Consider the following 15835-nt stretch of genomic DNA (forward strand, 5'->3'; position numbering starts at 1 on the left):
TCTTTATCAGTAAGACAGAGGAGCGTTCGAGCTCCCCTATCCAATTGCACAAACTGTATTTCAATCAAACCGTTTGATCTTCAGCCATGAGGTTCAATGCGTCTGTTGGTTGCATATCATCGTCATCATCGAGATCGCGCATTTCGATTTCTTCGAATTCCTCTGTTAGCATCTTCACGTCCAACCCAAGGCTCTGAAGTTCTTTGATCAATACTTTGAACGACTCAGGAACGCCCGGTTGAGGGACGCTTTGTCCTTTGACGATCGCTTCGTACGTCTTCACACGTCCGACAACGTCATCCGACTTGACAGTAAGGATTTCTTGCAATGTATAAGCGGCACCATAAGCTTCAAGCGCCCACACTTCCATCTCCCCGAAACGCTGACCGCCGAATTGAGCTTTCCCTCCGAGCGGTTGTTGCGTAACGAGCGAGTAAGGTCCAGTCGACCGAGCATGAAGCTTGTCGTCAACCATGTGAGCGAGTTTGATCAAATACATGACGCCTACAGATACGCGGCTGTCAAATGGCTCACCTGAGCGGCCATCGTAAAGGATCGTCTTTCCGTCACGGTTCATACCCGCTTCTTCCATGGTGCTCCATACATCTTCTTCATTCGCTCCGTCAAATACCGGCGAAGCCATATGAATGCCCAGGTTACGGGCAGCCATTCCAAGATGCATTTCCAATACCTGTCCGATATTCATACGAGAAGGTACACCAAGTGGGTTCAACATGACGTCGATCGGTGTGCCGTCCGGAAGGTATGGCATATCCGATTCAGGCAAGATGCGTGAGATAACACCTTTGTTACCGTGACGTCCAGCCATTTTATCCCCGACAGAGATTTTACGCTTCTGGACGATATATGCACGGACGAGTTGGTTTACGCCTGGTGGCAATTCGTCTCCATCTTCACGATTGAACACTTTTACGTCCAGGACGATTCCGCCAGCACCGTGAGGAACACGCAAGGACGTGTCACGCACTTCGCGGGCTTTCTCTCCGAAGATCGCGTGGAGAAGTCTTTCCTCCGCTGTCAGTTCGGTAACCCCTTTAGGTGTCACTTTCCCGACGAGGATATCACCATCACGGACTTCTGCACCGATACGGATAATACCGCGGTCATCCAAGTTGCGAAGGGCTTCTTCCCCGACATTCGGGATGTCCCTCGTAATCTCTTCAGGTCCGAGTTTCGTATCCCGTGCTTCCGATTCGTATTCTTCGATATGGATCGATGTAAATACATCATCTTTCACAAGACGTTCGCTCATAATGATGGCATCTTCATAGTTGTAACCATCCCATGTCATGAAGGCTGTAAGGACGTTTCGGCCCAAAGCAAGCTCCCCACTATCCATCGAAGGTCCGTCTGCAAGGATATCGCGAGGTTGCACACGATCTCCGACGCTTACGATCGGTCGTTGGTTATAGCAAGTCCCTTGGTTGGAACGGATGAAATTATCAAGGCGATAAATCGTCAAGTCGCCCTTCACTTCTTTGCCGTCCACCGTTTCAATGCGGCGGATCCGGATTTCCCTTGCCTCGACGTGCTCGACGATGCCATGGTATTTGGCAATTACGGCAGCTCCGGAGTCACGCGCAGATACGTGTTCCATACCAGTCCCGACAAACGGGGCTTCAGGATTCAACAAAGGTACAGCTTGACGTTGCATGTTCGCACCCATCAAGGCACGGTTGGAGTCGTCATTCTCAAGGAACGGAATACATGCTGTTGCCGCAGAGACGACTTGCTTCGGAGATACATCCATATAGTCGATCTGCTCACGTTTGAATACTGTGTTATCCCCTTGGAAACGCCCAACAACTTCTTCGTTGACGTAGGAACCATCTTCGTTAAGCGGCGCATTCGCCTGCGCAACGACATAGTTATCCTCGATATCCGCAGTCAAATAATCGATTTGGTGAGTGACGCGTCCTGTTTCAGGGTCAACCTTCCGATAAGGAGTTTCAATGAAACCGAACTTATTCACTCTCGCAAACGTTGAAAGGGAGTTGATCAATCCAATGTTCGGACCCTCCGGCGTTTCAATCGGACACATGCGTCCGTAGTGGGAATAGTGAACGTCACGGACTTCCATGCCCGCACGCTCCCTTGTCAATCCACCTGGTCCTAGCGCTGACAGACGTCGCTTATGCGTCAATTCGGCAAGCGGATTCGTCTGATCCATGAACTGGGATAGCTGAGAGCTACCAAAGAATTCTTTGATGGAAGCGATGACCGGTCTGATATTAATCAATTGCTGAGGCACGATCGATTGAGTGTCATTGATGGACATACGCTCTTTAACGACACGTTCCATACGGGATAATCCAATCCGGAATTGGTTTTGAAGCAATTCACCAACCGAACGCAGACGACGGTTTCCAAGATGGTCGATATCGTCCGTATTTCCAACTCCATGGAGCAAGTTAAAGAAATAGCTGATGGAAGCGACAATGTCCGCAGGTGTCACATGTTTCACCGACTCATCAATGCTCGCATTCGAGATAACATTGATCTCTTGCTTCTCTTCACTCTTCGGAGCATAGATCTTGATTGTCTGGATTGTAATATCTTCTTCCAAGACACCGCCAACATGCGTTATTTCCTGGATGCCGACACCCTTTTCAAGATGAGGCAATAGACGATCCAATGTCCGACGGTCTAGCAGCTGATCTTTCTCAACTAGAATTTCACCTGTTTCAGGGTCTGCAAGTGTTTCTGCAACCGTTTGATTGAACAGACGATTTTGCAGATGAAGCTTCTTGTTCATTTTATAACGGCCGACATTCGCCAAGTCATACCTTTTCGGGTCGAAGAAGCGGGAGTACAGCAGGCTTCGCGCACTGTCCAACGTCGGAGGCTCACCTGGACGTAGACGCTCGTAGATTTCAAGCAAGGCCTTCTCCGAAGTTTCCGTGTTATCCTTTTCAAGCGTGTTGCGCAAGTACTCATTGTCTCCGATCAGATCAATGATTTCTTGATCTGTTGAAAATCCAAGCGCTCGAAGAAGGACGGTAATCGGCAATTTACGGGTACGATCAATCCGGACGTGGACTACATCTTTTGCGTCAGTCTCGTACTCGAGCCACGCACCGCGGTTCGGAATGACAGTCGCAGCAAATCCGCGCTTACCGTTCTTATCCGTCTTATCATTGAAGTAGACACTCGGGGACCTTACGAGCTGGGATACGATGACCCTTTCCGCACCGTTGATGATGAACGTTCCGTTTTCCGTCATAAGCGGGAAGTCACCCATGAAAACGTCCTGTTCTTTCACTTCTTCCGTTTCCTTGTTATGCAATCGCACTTTTACGCGCAGCGGTGCTGCATACGTAACGTCACGCTCTTTTGATTCATCAACAGGGTATTTCGGTTCACCAAGTTGATAATCAATGAATTCCAACGAAAGATTACCTGTGAAATCCTGGATTGGAGAAATATCACGGAACATTTCCCGTAGCCCTTCTTCCAAGAACCACTCATAAGATGCCGTCTGGATTTCAATCAAATTCGGCAGCTCGAGAACTTCATTGATCCGCGCGAAACTTCTGCGCTGACGGTGTTGACCATACTGAACTAAATGACCTGTCAACTCTTTCACCCCTCAAAACAATATTAGTCCTTTGCGAAATCATAAAAATAGTGTATGATATCGAAAAAACAAAAAGAAAACGAGTTCTGGCAAGAGCTCATTTTCGGTTTAACAATCTTTTATCCATTGCCAGTATGCCTTAGATTTCCAAATCTTATGCAAAAGGGCACACGACCTCATTATATTATTTATGCATTTTACAATACTAGCACAAGAAAACACTCAGGTCAACGTTTTTTGGGCTTTAAGTATGAAATATCCTTTTTTCTTTTCCACGGTTTCCACATTTCCGAACAACTCGGTCAAATGCGCCATTGTGGAAGGGGCCCCCTGCTTCTTCTGAATGACGACCCACAATTCTCCTCCGGTAGCCAATTTCGAAAAAGCTCCGTCGTAAATTTTGAATACCGTCTCTTTTCCTGCCCGGATTGGCGGGTTCGTCAATATCGCCGCGAAACCCTCCGCCTCTACAGCCGACAATGCATCACTCGGGTAGACCGACACATTCCGTATGTCGTTCAGTTTGGCATTTTCATTCGCGAGCGCCATCGCCCTTTCGTTGACATCGACCATATGGACGCTCCGGTCCGGAAAAGATGCGGCGATCGATAATCCGATAGGTCCGTAACCACAACCAACATCCAGCACAACCCCTGCCACAGTAGGCATTACGAAAGAATCCGCTAGCAGACGTGAACCGAAATCCACTTCCCCTTTACTGAATACTCCCGCGTCCGTCTTGAATCGAAGCCGGTTATTTCGCAATGTCGCTTGCCATTCCTTCGGATCACTTTTCACTATTGGATTTTTAGAGTAGTAATGTTCAGCCATATTGATTCTCCTTCCTCCCGAAAGGTTACCCATATTTCCTTCTAGATAAAAAAACGAAGAAAAGCCCGTCCGAAACGACGAGCCTTTCTTCATTATTCAAAAATTACTTAACTTCTACGCCAGCGCCAACTTCTTCAAGTTTCGCTTTCATTTCTTCTGCTTCTTCTTTAGAAACGCCTTCTTTGATTGCTTTAGGAGCGTTATCAACTACTTCTTTCGCTTCTTTCAAGCCTAGGCCAGTGATTTCGCGAACAACTTTGATAACTTTGATTTTTTGATCTCCAGCAGATGCAAGAACTACGTCGAACTCAGTTTGCTCAGCAGCCGCTTCACCAGCACCTGCTCCGCCCATCATTGCAACAGGAGCTGCAGCAGTTACGCCGAATTCCTCTTCGATAGCTTTTACAAGGTCGTTCAATTCAAGGACTGTCATTTCTTTAATCGCGTCAAGGATTTGTTGATTAGTCATTATTTTTTCCTCCTAAATAGGTTTTAGTTTGTCGGGGATTAGCCCGCAGATTTTTGTCGTTCAGGCAGCTTCAGTAAACTTAAGCGCCTTGTTCCTCTTTTTGCTCTGCAACAGCTTTTGTTGCAAGCGCGAAGTTGCGCATTGGAGCTTGTAGAACGCTGAGTAGCATGGAAAGAAGTCCTTCGCGGGATGGAAGTTCCGCCAATGCTTTGATATCTTCAACAGATGCGACATTTCCTTCAATCACGCCTGCTTTGATTTCAAGCTTGTCGTTCTTCTTAGCGAAGTCGTTAAGGATTTTAGCAGGAGCAACAACATCTTCAGTCGAGAATGCGATTGCGTTCGGACCTACTAAATGCTCATTCAACCCCTCAAGTCCAGCTGTTTCAGCAGCACGGCGTGACATTGAGTTTTTGTAAACTTTGAAGTCAATGCCTGCTTCACGAAGCTGTTTACGAAGTTCCGTAACTTGGCTCACGTTTAGACCACGATAGTCGACTACGACAACGGAAACCGCTGATTGCAATTTGCCTGAGATCTCATCCACTACCGCTTGTTTAGCTTCTAATACTTTGCTCATCTTGACACCTCCTGTAAGAATTCGGGTCATTCATACCGATATGAAAAGCCCTCGCGATCCACAAAGTAGACCACGAGGGCAGAAAAGTCGTCATCTTTAACATAAAGAGCGTCTTGTCCTCGGCAGGATGATTAAGCTTTAAAGCCCCTGCTGTCTACGGTACAAATGATTTAGTTTACAACAAACGAAATCTTACTATAAGATTTCAAGCTTGTCAATGTTTTTATTTAACAACTACAGTTGACGGATCAACTTTGACCGCAGGACCCATAGTAGTCGTGATATTCACTGACTTCATGTAAGTTCCTTTAGCTGCAGCTGGTTTAGCTTTTTGGATTGTTTCAAAAACAGTTTTGAAGTTTTCTTCAAGCTTTTCGTTGTCGAAAGAAGCTTTTCCGATCGGAGCGTGGATAATACCAGCTTTGTCCGCACGGTATTCAACTTTACCTGCTTTGATTTCCGCAACAGCTTTAGCAACATCAAATGTTACTGTGCCTGTTTTAGGGTTCGGCATTAAGCCTTTTGGTCCCAATACGCGACCAATTTTACCAACTTCGCCCATCATGTCCGGAGTTGCAACGATAACGTCGAAATCGAACCAGCCTTGTTGGATTTTAGTGATGTACTCTGCATCGCCTGCATAGTCTGCACCAGCAGCTTCCGCTTCTTTCAATTTTTCGCCTTTCGCGAAAACTAGAACGCGTTGAGTTTTACCAGTACCGTTCGGAAGCACAACTGCCCCACGGATTTGCTGGTCATTTTTACGAGTGTCGATTCCAAGACGGAATGCGACTTCAACAGTTGCGTCAAAGTTGACTGTGCTTGTTTTCTTTGCAAGCTCAATCGCTTCTTTCATGTCATACACTTGCGTGCGATCGACAAGCTTTGCCGCCTCAGTGAATTTTTTACCTCTTTTAGCCATTAAAATTTCCTCCTCGTTTGTGGTTTTAACGGATTGAACCTCCCACGAATAAGGGTTGCGTGTTCCGAGGAACAAGCGCAACCCCCACTACAAAGAAACAGAACATGGTTTCATCGCGATCAGTCTTCGATCGAGATTCCCATACTGCGTGCAGTACCTTCAACCATTGCCATCGCCGCTTCAACCGATGCTGCGTTAAGGTCTTCCATTTTTTGTTCAGCAATTTCGCGAACTTTATCACGTTTTACAGTAGCTACCTTCTTTTTATTCGGTTCGCCTGAACCTTTTTGAAGATTAGCTGCAACTTTCAGCAATACTGCTGCTGGTGGAGTTTTTGTAATGAATGTGAATGAACGATCCTCAAATACAGTTATTTCAACAGGAATGATTAGACCTGCTTGATCTGCTGTACGTGCGTTGAAATCTTTACAGAATCCCATGATGTTGACACCTGCTTGACCTAGCGCCGGTCCAACCGGTGGAGCTGGGTTAGCTTTACCTGCAGGGATTTGCAATTTCACGATTTTGGTTACTTTTTTAGCCACGAGACACACCTCCTTAAGTCCGTGATGTGGTAATTGGGTTGCCCCTCCCACTCAATATGTGCCTGCCGGTTACCCGGTAGAATTTGGTTAATCCGTCCAGTCTGTTCTGATTACAGTCTGACCTTTGAAATGATACCATTATTATGCTTGTCTTGCAAGTGGTAATCTCTTATATTTTTTCAACTTGTTCAAAGTCAAGCTCCATGATTGTTTCCCTGCCGAACATATCGACGGAAACGCGAACCTTCCCTTTGTCCTGATCGATTTCTTCGACTTTCCCTTGGAAATGCGCGAACGGCCCTTCAAGCACCTCGATCATTTCGCCGACTTGGAAGTCAGCTTCAGCTTTCCGTTCTTTCATACCCATTTGCTTGAGGATGAAATCCACTTCCTCAGGCAAGAGCGGCGTCGGTTTTGCGCCACCACCGGATGACCCGATGAAACCTGTCACTCCAGGCGTGTTCCGGACGACATACCAAGAGTCGTCCGTCATGATGATTTCCACGAGGACGTATCCCGGGAACGTCTTTTTCATGACTGTGCGTTTTTTGCCATCTTTGAAGTCCGTTTCCTGCTCTTCAGGGATGACGACGCGGAATATTTTATCTTGCATACCCATCGTCTCGACACGTTTTTCAAGGTTGGCTTTCACCTTATTTTCATATCCTGAATATGTGTGGACAACGTACCAATTTTTCTCCATTTCCATAATTACGTAGGACTGTGTGTCCGTCCCTCCTTTTCGAAATGCATTACTCATTTATTCGCCAAAGACTCTATATTTATTTCCGAGAAATGAAAAAACCCGTTCATGTGACAAGACGGGATATTTTTCAACAAGGATTATTCATGCTGTCCTATTATAACGCAATATACCATTCCATTGCTTTTGAAATGCCCAAATCGACGAGACCGAAATAAACTGCCATGAATACAACTGTTGTAATAACAACGATCGTGTAGCGTGTCAATTCTTTTCTCTTCGGCCAGCTGACCTTCCGCATTTCAGAGACGACATCTTTTAAAAAACCGGTTATCTTACCCATTCAATCGTAGACCTCCGAATACTAAGTATAGTACTGCAACTAGATTGTTTGTTTATGCTCTGTATGTTCATTGCATTGATTGCAAAACTTCTTCACCGTAAAACGGACTGTTGTCTGCTTATTTCCTGCAGGGATGACGTAGTTTCGTGATCCGCAACGATCACAACATAAAATCAATTTTTTAGACATTTTTCCACCTTGAACTTCCATCGTGCAACTATTGTCGACAGTCTACGTATATAGTCATTGCCTTGCTAAAGAGTACCACCTAACATTCATGATGTCAACATGATGGAAATGGGTTGGCAATTCATCATGGACATGCTTCAATGCACGACATCCACTTGCATGTGACGTTCCAGTTTCCGCTTGATGCGCTGGAGTGCATTGTCCACAGATTTGACTTGCCGGTTCAATTCGTCTGAAATCTCCTGATAGGACTGACCTTCCAAATAGAGTGATAGGACCTGCTTTTCGAGTCCGCTCAACACTTTATTGATTTCCCCTTCCATATGGATGAAATCTTCCTTATGGATTATTAAATCCTCTGGATCATCGAGCACAGATCCGGTTAGGACGTCCAACAACGTGCGGTCGGATTCCTCATCGAATACGGGCTTGTCCAAAGATACCGATGTATTCAGAGGAATGTGCTTCTGCCTTGTCGCCGTTTTAATGGCTGTGATAATTTGCCTTGTTATACACAGCTCTGCAAATGCCCTAAATGAAGCAAGCCGATCCGTCCTGAAATCGCGGATCGCTTTGTAGAGGCCGATCATTCCTTCCTGAATGATATCCTCACGATCCCCGCCCATCATGAAATATGAGCGTGCTTTCATTTTTACGAAAGATTGATATTTGGTAATAAGGAAATCTAGCGCGTCCGTGCTGCCTTCATGAATACGAACTAAAATCTCTTCATCGGATAGCCCGGTGAAATCAGATGGTCCCCCTTGAACGTAAACATTTCCCGCCAATCACCACACCCCGATTCGTCATTGCCTTTCAATCAGTATAACGCATGGAAAATTTTAACGTCAACCGTTCATTTCATTCCTCGGCGCCATTTTTCAAATATTTCTGCCACCTCATCGGACAACTGAATCTTGGAGAACGGCCTTTCCACCTGGATTTCTTTTACTTTTTTTGTAATCAATTTATCGATTTCATTCATTTCAATTTCTAGTTCGCGAGCCGATTTCCGCAGGGCGCCTTGTGCGAAGATGACCCATTGCTCCGTCAAATCGGATGTAGCCACATGGATTTGGACTCGGCGCCCGCTCAGCTCGGATACCAACTTTTCGATTCGTTCATCGGCAGTTTCATTTTCACGAGTGAAAACAACTTCGACATTATGCTGCCAATTCTTCTTTTCGGTCCCCCGCATCAAGTGCGCATCGAACAGGATGATGACTCGCCAGCCTGTATGCGCCTTGTATTCGGCCATTCTTTCAATAAGCCGGTCGCGGGCCTCAGCAAGGCTTACAAGCTTCAGCTTCCTCAATTCCGGCCATGCCCCGATGATGTTATATCCATCGACGAGCAATACATCCTTTTTCATGACCCTGGCGTTAAGGGCTTGCGTTTGCGTAACACTTCATACATGAGCAAGGACGCTGCGACAGAGGCATTCAATGACGTCACATGCCCTACCATCGGCAGATGATAGAGGAAGTCGCATTTTTCTTTCAAGATGCGGGACATCCCTTTACCCTCGCTGCCTATGATGACGGCAAGTGGCAGTGTGGCATCCATCGAACGGTAATCTTGCGAACCTTGCGCGTCCGTCCCAGCAATCCAGACTCCCGCTTTCTTCAACTCCTCCACCGTCTGGGAGAGATTGTTCACACGGACGACCGGGATATGCTCGATTGCCCCCGTCGAAGCTTTCGCGACGACTCCTGTCAAACCGACAGAGCGGCGTTTCGGGATGATAACGCCATGTGCACCTGCAGCATCCGCCGTCCTGAGAATCGAGCCGAGATTATGTGGATCTTCCAGTTCGTCGAGAATGAGGAAAAACGGATCCTCGCCGCGGTTTTTCGCGACTGCAAACAAATCATCGAGTTCTGCGTAGGAGTAGGCGGCAACCGAGGCGATAATGCCTTGATGATTCATGTCCAGCATGCCGTCCAACTTCTGTTTCGGCACCGCTTGGACGATGATCCCCGATTGTTTCGATAGGGATAAAATCTCCCCGATGCTTTTTTTATTCAACCCTTCGGCAATCCAGATCTTATTCAGTTCCCGGCCCGACCGTAGTGCTTCTACAACCGGGTTTTTACCGCCAATCAATTCCGATTCCTGATTTGTCATGATGCGCCCTCCTCGTTCGGATTTTCGATGAATTGCATTGTACTTCCGATGATTTCCCCAACCCGTTCAGTTCTGCCTAGCAGATATAAATAACCGAGAACCGCTTCGAATCCAGAACTATGGTTATACGTCACGACGTCAGTGTTTTTTGGTACTGATCCAGATTTCGCATTCCGTCCGCGGCGTAGGACGGCTTCCTCCTCTTCGGTGAGAAAGCCTGTTTCCTGCATCATCTTGACAGCGGACGCTTGCGCTTTTGCGGATACATACCGTGTCGCCTCTTTATGGAGCGTGTTTGGCTTCACGCGGCCAGAGCGCAGCAAATGCTCACGGACCGCCTGCTCATAAACTGCGTCCCCCATATAGGCGAGTGCAAGTGCGTTCAGTTGCTTCACATCGATGTCACGCAATGTATACACGCCGCTCATCCTCTCTTCCACCGCGTGCCTTGGGCGGTATCTTCCAGGATGATCCCCTTTTCCTTCAATAGGTCTCTGATTTCGTCTGAACGGCTGAAATTCCGTTCACGGCGCGCAGTCAATCGCTCCTCGATAAGCCCTTCAATTTCAGCATCCAACAGTTCTTCCCCACTGAACGGCAAGCCGAGAACCTCCATCAGTCGGTCGAATGCGGAAATGAAATACTCGAGTACAGCCGTTTGCGTGTTTTTCTCCAGTAAATATACATTGGCTGTTTTAACGAGTTCGAAAATGGCGGCAATGGCATTCGCCGTATTGAAATCATCATCCATTGCAGTTTCAAACAAACGTACGGATTCATCCACCTTATGTGTCCAAATGTCCTGCTGGTCTCCAAGATCGGCGGATGTGCCAACACGGTGCTTCAAATTGTTGTAAGCCGTTTGGATTCGGTCCAGTCCATTCGCCGCGCTTTCGACGAGATCTTGCGAAAAGTTGACCGGATGACGGTAATGAACGGACAGCATGAAGAAACGAAGCACCTTGGAATCGATCTGCTTGCGGATATCGTGGACGAGAATGAAATTCCCGAGCGACTTTGACATCTTTTCATTATCGATATTAATATAGCCATTATGCATCCAGTAACGGGCAAACTGCTTCCCGGTCATCGCCTCGGACTGCGCGATTTCATTTTCATGATGCGGGAATGTCAGATCCTGCCCGCCGGCATGGATGTCGATCGTGTCGCCCAAATGTTCCCTCGCCATGACGGAGCACTCGATATGCCAACCTGGTCTGCCAGGGCCCCATGGGCTTTCCCAGGCGACTTCCCCTTCTTTTGCCGCTTTCCATAAAGCGAAATCGAGAGGATTCTCTTTGATGCCGCTCTCTTCAATGCGTGCACCTACCCTCAGCTCATCGATCGACTGATGGGACAGTTTGCCGTAGCCGTCGAACTTGCGCGTGCGGTAATACACATCCCCTTGCGCTTCATAAGCGAATTCTTTATCCACAAGTACTTGGATGAAAGCGACGATGTCGTCGATATGCTCCGTCACACGCGGATGGGCATCCGCTTTGCCGCAGCCGAGAGCTCCGACGTCCTCAAAATAGGCATTGATGAAGCGTTCAGTCAATTCCCCTACCTCTTCGCCTAGCTCATTCGCTGTGTTGATGATTTTGTCGTCGACATCTGTGAAGTTGGACACGTAATTGACGTCATAGCCGCGATACTGCAAATAGCGGCGGACTGTATCAAACACGATGACCGGTCTTGCATTCCCGATATGAATGTAGTTGTAGACGGTCGGTCCGCACACATACATTTTCACTTTCCCTTCCTCCAGTGGTATGAAAGGCTCCTTCTTCCGTGTCAATGTATTATAAATTTGAATACTCATCGGTTTTCCCTTCTTTCTTCTCAAGTTCTTCAATTCGTTTTTTCAGAAATGCAATTTCATCTTCCAAGCGGTTGCATGTATCTTCGACAGGGTCAGGCAAGTTGCGGTGATCATGTTTATCCTTCACCCGTACGCCGTTCGTCACGACGACCTTGCCCGGGATGCCGACGACTGTCGAATCTTCCGGTACATCGATCAGAACGACCGACCCTGCGCCGATCTTGCTATTTTCACCTATTGTAATGGAGCCGAGCACTTTTGCCCCCGAAGCTACAAGTACATTATTGCCAAGAGTCGGGTGACGCTTTCCTTTTTCCTTGCCCGTTCCCCCCAATGTCACACCTTGGTATAAGGTTACGTCATCGCCGATTTCACAAGTCTCGCCAATGACGATTCCCATGCCGTGGTCAATGAATAGCCGCCTGCCGATCGTTGCGCCTGGATGGATTTCGATGCCTGTGAAAAATCGGCTGATCTGTGAGATGAGCCTTGCAAGAAACAACAGATTCTTTTTATAGAGTGCATGTGCGATCCGGTGCGCCCACACTGCGTGGAGGCCGGAATACGTAAGCACCACCTCGAACGTGCTGCGCGCAGCAGGATCCTGTTCAAATATGCAATGGATGTCTTCCTTCATCCTACGAAACACTGTTTTCAACCTCCTGTTCCAATTCTTCATGAACGCAAAAAGCGCCCCTGTCCATAACTAGACAGAGACGCAATCGAATGCGCGGTTCCACTCCGCTTGGAAGGGTTTAATCCCCTTCCCGCTTGACGCCTCTAACGCTGGCGATGCGTCCGGCCTACTTCTTCGTTCGGCACGGCGCTCAAAGGGGCATTTCCACATTGCAGAGGCACAGGTCACTTACAGCCGATGATGACCCTCTCTGAAGAGCATGCGATGTGTACTTCTCCTTATCAAAGCTTTCGTTCTTTTAAATGAATGTACGTTAATTGTACCTAGAAAATGTCTAAAGTCAACTAAATCAATTACGCCTGAGCAAATTTCGAAACCCGTTCAATCGCTTTCTCCTTGCCAATCAATGCGATGGAATCCGGCAATTCCGGACCGTGCGTCTGTCCTGTCGTTACCACACGGATCGGCATGAAGAGATTCTTCCCTTTATGACCCGTTTCCTTTTGCACCTCTTTGATCGCTGCTTTAATTGAAGCAGGATCAAATGACTCAAGGGCGGATAACTGGCGTTGGAAGGATGCCATCACTTCCGGTACTTGCTCACCCGATAGGATCTCCTTGGATTGTTCATCATATTCAATATGATCATTGAAGAATTGGGCGGTCAATTCGACGATTTCCGCTCCATAGCTCAACTGCGCCTGGTAAAGGGCGATCAGATCGTGCACCCAGTTGCGTTGCTCTTCCGTCATCTCTTCGCTAACACGTCCTGCTGCTTGAAGATGCGGCAATGTCAATTCAATCACTTCATCCAAGCTGAGCTTCTTCACGTATTGGTTATTCATCCACGTAAGCTTCGTCTTATCGAACATGGACGGCGATTTGGAAAGGCGGCTTTCGTCGAAAAGCTTGATCAATTCATCCTGCGTGAAAATCTCTTCTTCTCCGCCTGGCGACCAACCGAGCAACGCGAAGAAGTTGAACATCGCTTCCGGCAAATAACCGAGGTCCTTGTACTGGGAAATGAATTGGATGATTGATTCATCCCGCTTTGAAAGCTTTTTCCGCTCTTCATTGACGATTAACGTCATATGTCCGAAGCGCGGATACTCCCAGCCGAATACATCGTACACCATCAATTGCTTAGGCGTATTCGTCAAGTGCTCCTCACCACGGAAGACATGCGAGATTTTCATCAGATGGTCATCGATGACAACCGCGAAGTTATATGTCGGGATGCCGTTTGCTTTTACAAGCACCCAGTCGCCGACGTCTTTCGATTCGAACGCCACTTCGCCACGGACGAGGTCATCCACCGTATAGGTTACGTTTTCAGGTACGCGCATGCGAATCGTGTAAGGCATGCCCGAAGCTTCCTTTTCGGCAACTTCTTCGGCAGTCAGATGACGGCAAGTCCCGCCATACATCGGCGCTGCGATTCCGGAAGCCTTCTGCTTTTCACGCTCCGCCTCCAACTCCTCCGTCGTACAGAAACATTTGTAGGCATGCCCACCGTCGAGCATATCCTGCGCATATTTCGTGTAGAGATCAAGGCGTTCCATCTGACGGTAAGGACCATATTCCCCGCCGATATCGACGGACTCGTCATGATGGATCCCCAACCATTTCAGGTTATCCAGCTGGGATAGTTCGCCTGCTTCGATATTCCGTTCCGTGTCGGTATCTTCGATGCGGATGATGAATTTTCCGTCATGATGCTTTGCAAAAAGATAATTGAACAATGCTGTCCGGGCTCCGCCGATATGTAAATGGCCGGTCGGACTCGGCGCATAACGTACACGTACTTCTGTTGTCATTTGAGTGCATCTCCGTTCTTGATTAATTCAAGTGTCATTTTATCACTGCTTCGTCCAATTTGAAAGGGCTCAATCTTTCATGAGAAGGATGGTAGCCATTGAGGCGATCCCTTCTTCCCTGCCGACGAATCCAAGTTTTTCGGTTGTTGTCGCCTTGACATTCACCTGCGTTGTATCTGCATTCAGCAATTCTGCAATGCGTGCGCGGATCGTCTCGATATGCGGCGCCATTTTCGGTCTCTGCGCCATGATCGTGCAATCGATATTGCCCAAACGATAGCCTTTCGACTCTACGATTTCCCATACTTTTTGAAGAAGGACCGCCGAATCCGCATCTTTGAACGCCTCATCCGTATCCGGGAAGTGCCTGCCGATATCCCCTTCCCCGATTGCGCCAAGCGCGGCATCTGTCACTGTATGCAATAGGACGTCCGCGTCGGAATGCCCCGTCAATCCTCTTTCGTAAGGAATGGTAATGCCGCCGATGATCAATGGCCGACCTTCCTCAAATTGATGTACATCAAACCCTTGTCCTATCCGAATCATTGGAAATCCTCCTGCCGTCTCTGTTTCAAGAGGACCTCGCCAAACAGGAGATCCTCCTTCGTCGTCATTTTAATATTGTCATACGTACTTTCTACAACTCTAACCGGGTGTCCCAGCCGTTCGACGATCATCGATTCATCCGTCCCGAGGAACCCTTCAGATTCGGCTTTCTCGGACGCTTCCTTCAAGAGGTCGTAGCGGAACGCTTGCGGCGTCTGGATCGCCCAGAGCTTCGAACGGTCCACTGTCTCTTCGACGATGCCGCCTGGTGCAACCTTCATCGTATCCTTCACTTGGACACCTGCGATTGCGGCGCCATGTTCTTGGGCTACGTCCACAAGCTCACGGATGACATCCAGGTTAATGAATGGCCTCGCCGCATCATGCACGAGGACGACCCCTCCCTCTGTATGAGCATTGATGCAAGCCGCAACGCTTTGCTGCCGCTCCACTCCACCTTCAACGAGTGCAGCCACTTTCGTAATACCGAAACGCTCGAGCATTTCTTCGATATGAAGCTTTTCCTCGTCCTTTACGGAGAGAATCATCCCCGCGCAATCGGGATCCTGTTCGAACACATCCAAAGTGTGTATGAGAATCGGCTTGCCCGCCATCTCCAAAAACAGCTTGTTGAACCCGGCACCCATACGCCGTCCGCTCCCCGCTGCCGGGAGCATCACTGTATATGTCTTCATCATCGTTCCTC

At 47.9% G+C, this 15835-nt stretch carries 18 protein-coding genes and 2 other annotated features; all 18 genes read right to left on the reverse strand.

Going from position 1 to position 15835, the window contains the following annotated elements; translation table 11 throughout:
- Positions 1-64: 64 nt before the first annotated feature.
- Positions 65-3607, reverse strand: coding sequence for a DNA-directed RNA polymerase subunit beta (gene rpoB / locus M3152_RS12555; RefSeq protein WP_251695523.1), 3543 nt, complete (start codon positions 3605-3607; stop codon positions 65-67).
- 213 nt (positions 3608-3820) lie between these two features.
- Positions 3821-4429 carry a class I SAM-dependent methyltransferase gene (locus tag M3152_RS12560; protein WP_251695524.1) on the reverse strand — a complete coding sequence of 203 codons (609 nt, stop codon included), beginning with the start codon at positions 4427-4429 and terminating at the stop codon, positions 3821-3823.
- 103 nt (positions 4430-4532) lie between these two features.
- Positions 4533-4898 carry a 50S ribosomal protein L7/L12 gene (rplL, locus tag M3152_RS12565; RefSeq protein WP_251627852.1) on the reverse strand — a complete coding sequence of 122 codons (366 nt, stop codon included), beginning with the start codon at positions 4896-4898 and terminating at the stop codon, positions 4533-4535.
- Positions 4899-4977: 79 nt separating this feature from the next.
- Positions 4978-5478, reverse strand: a complete 501-nt coding sequence (gene rplJ, locus M3152_RS12570; RefSeq protein ID WP_251695525.1) for a 50S ribosomal protein L10 — start codon at positions 5476-5478, stop codon at positions 4978-4980.
- Between the two features lie 32 nt (positions 5479-5510).
- Positions 5511-5656, reverse strand: a sequence feature (ribosomal protein L10 leader region).
- Between the two features lie 45 nt (positions 5657-5701).
- Complete coding sequence (rplA, locus tag M3152_RS12575; RefSeq protein WP_251695526.1) at positions 5702-6400, reverse strand: 50S ribosomal protein L1; 699 nt, start codon at positions 6398-6400, stop codon at positions 5702-5704.
- Positions 6401-6519: 119 nt separating this feature from the next.
- Complete coding sequence (rplK, locus tag M3152_RS12580; RefSeq protein WP_251695527.1) at positions 6520-6945, reverse strand: 50S ribosomal protein L11; 426 nt, start codon at positions 6943-6945, stop codon at positions 6520-6522.
- Between the two features lie 169 nt (positions 6946-7114).
- Complete coding sequence (nusG, locus tag M3152_RS12585) at positions 7115-7648, reverse strand: transcription termination/antitermination protein NusG (protein WP_251695895.1); 534 nt, start codon at positions 7646-7648, stop codon at positions 7115-7117.
- A 157-nt stretch (positions 7649-7805) separates the two neighbouring features.
- Positions 7806-7991, reverse strand: a complete 186-nt coding sequence (secE, locus tag M3152_RS12590) for a preprotein translocase subunit SecE (RefSeq protein ID WP_251695528.1) — start codon at positions 7989-7991, stop codon at positions 7806-7808.
- Between the two features lie 39 nt (positions 7992-8030).
- A complete protein-coding gene (rpmG, locus tag M3152_RS12595; RefSeq protein WP_435368148.1) occupies positions 8031-8201 on the reverse strand; it encodes a 50S ribosomal protein L33 in 171 nt (56 codons plus the stop codon).
- Positions 8202-8317: 116 nt separating this feature from the next.
- Entirely contained in the window at positions 8318-8968 is a 651-nt protein-coding gene (gene sigH, locus M3152_RS12600) for an RNA polymerase sporulation sigma factor SigH (RefSeq protein WP_251695530.1), read from the reverse strand.
- A 68-nt stretch (positions 8969-9036) separates the two neighbouring features.
- Entirely contained in the window at positions 9037-9552 is a 516-nt protein-coding gene (locus tag M3152_RS12605) for an NYN domain-containing protein (protein ID WP_251695531.1), read from the reverse strand.
- A complete protein-coding gene (gene rlmB / locus M3152_RS12610; RefSeq protein WP_251695532.1) occupies positions 9549-10307 on the reverse strand; it encodes a 23S rRNA (guanosine(2251)-2'-O)-methyltransferase RlmB in 759 nt (252 codons plus the stop codon). Before rlmB ends, M3152_RS12605 begins: the two co-directional genes overlap by 4 nt.
- Positions 10304-10735: a Mini-ribonuclease 3 gene (locus tag M3152_RS12615; RefSeq protein ID WP_251695533.1), complete on the reverse strand. Its 432-nt coding sequence runs from the start codon at positions 10733-10735 to the stop codon at positions 10304-10306. The genes rlmB and M3152_RS12615 overlap by 4 nt, the downstream gene beginning before the upstream one ends.
- Positions 10732-12129: a cysteine--tRNA ligase gene (gene cysS / locus M3152_RS12620; protein WP_251695534.1), complete on the reverse strand. Its 1398-nt coding sequence runs from the start codon at positions 12127-12129 to the stop codon at positions 10732-10734. The genes M3152_RS12615 and cysS overlap by 4 nt, the downstream gene beginning before the upstream one ends.
- On the reverse strand, positions 12110-12778 hold the full coding sequence (gene cysE, locus M3152_RS12625) for a serine O-acetyltransferase (protein ID WP_251695535.1): 669 nt from the start codon (positions 12776-12778) through the stop codon (positions 12110-12112). The genes cysS and cysE overlap by 20 nt, the downstream gene beginning before the upstream one ends.
- A 60-nt stretch (positions 12779-12838) precedes the next feature.
- Positions 12839-13060, reverse strand: a binding site (T-box leader).
- A 59-nt stretch (positions 13061-13119) separates the two neighbouring features.
- On the reverse strand, positions 13120-14583 hold the full coding sequence (gltX, locus tag M3152_RS12630; RefSeq protein WP_251695536.1) for a glutamate--tRNA ligase: 1464 nt from the start codon (positions 14581-14583) through the stop codon (positions 13120-13122).
- Positions 14584-14652: 69 nt separating this feature from the next.
- On the reverse strand, positions 14653-15129 hold the full coding sequence (gene ispF, locus M3152_RS12635) for a 2-C-methyl-D-erythritol 2,4-cyclodiphosphate synthase (RefSeq protein ID WP_251695537.1): 477 nt from the start codon (positions 15127-15129) through the stop codon (positions 14653-14655).
- Complete coding sequence (gene ispD / locus M3152_RS12640; RefSeq protein ID WP_251695538.1) at positions 15126-15824, reverse strand: 2-C-methyl-D-erythritol 4-phosphate cytidylyltransferase; 699 nt, start codon at positions 15822-15824, stop codon at positions 15126-15128. The genes ispF and ispD overlap by 4 nt, the downstream gene beginning before the upstream one ends.
- Between the last annotated feature and the right edge of the window lie 11 nt (positions 15825-15835).

Source organism: Sporosarcina luteola (assembly GCF_023715245.1).
GTDB classification, from domain to species: domain Bacteria; phylum Bacillota; class Bacilli; order Bacillales_A; family Planococcaceae; genus Sporosarcina; species Sporosarcina luteola_C.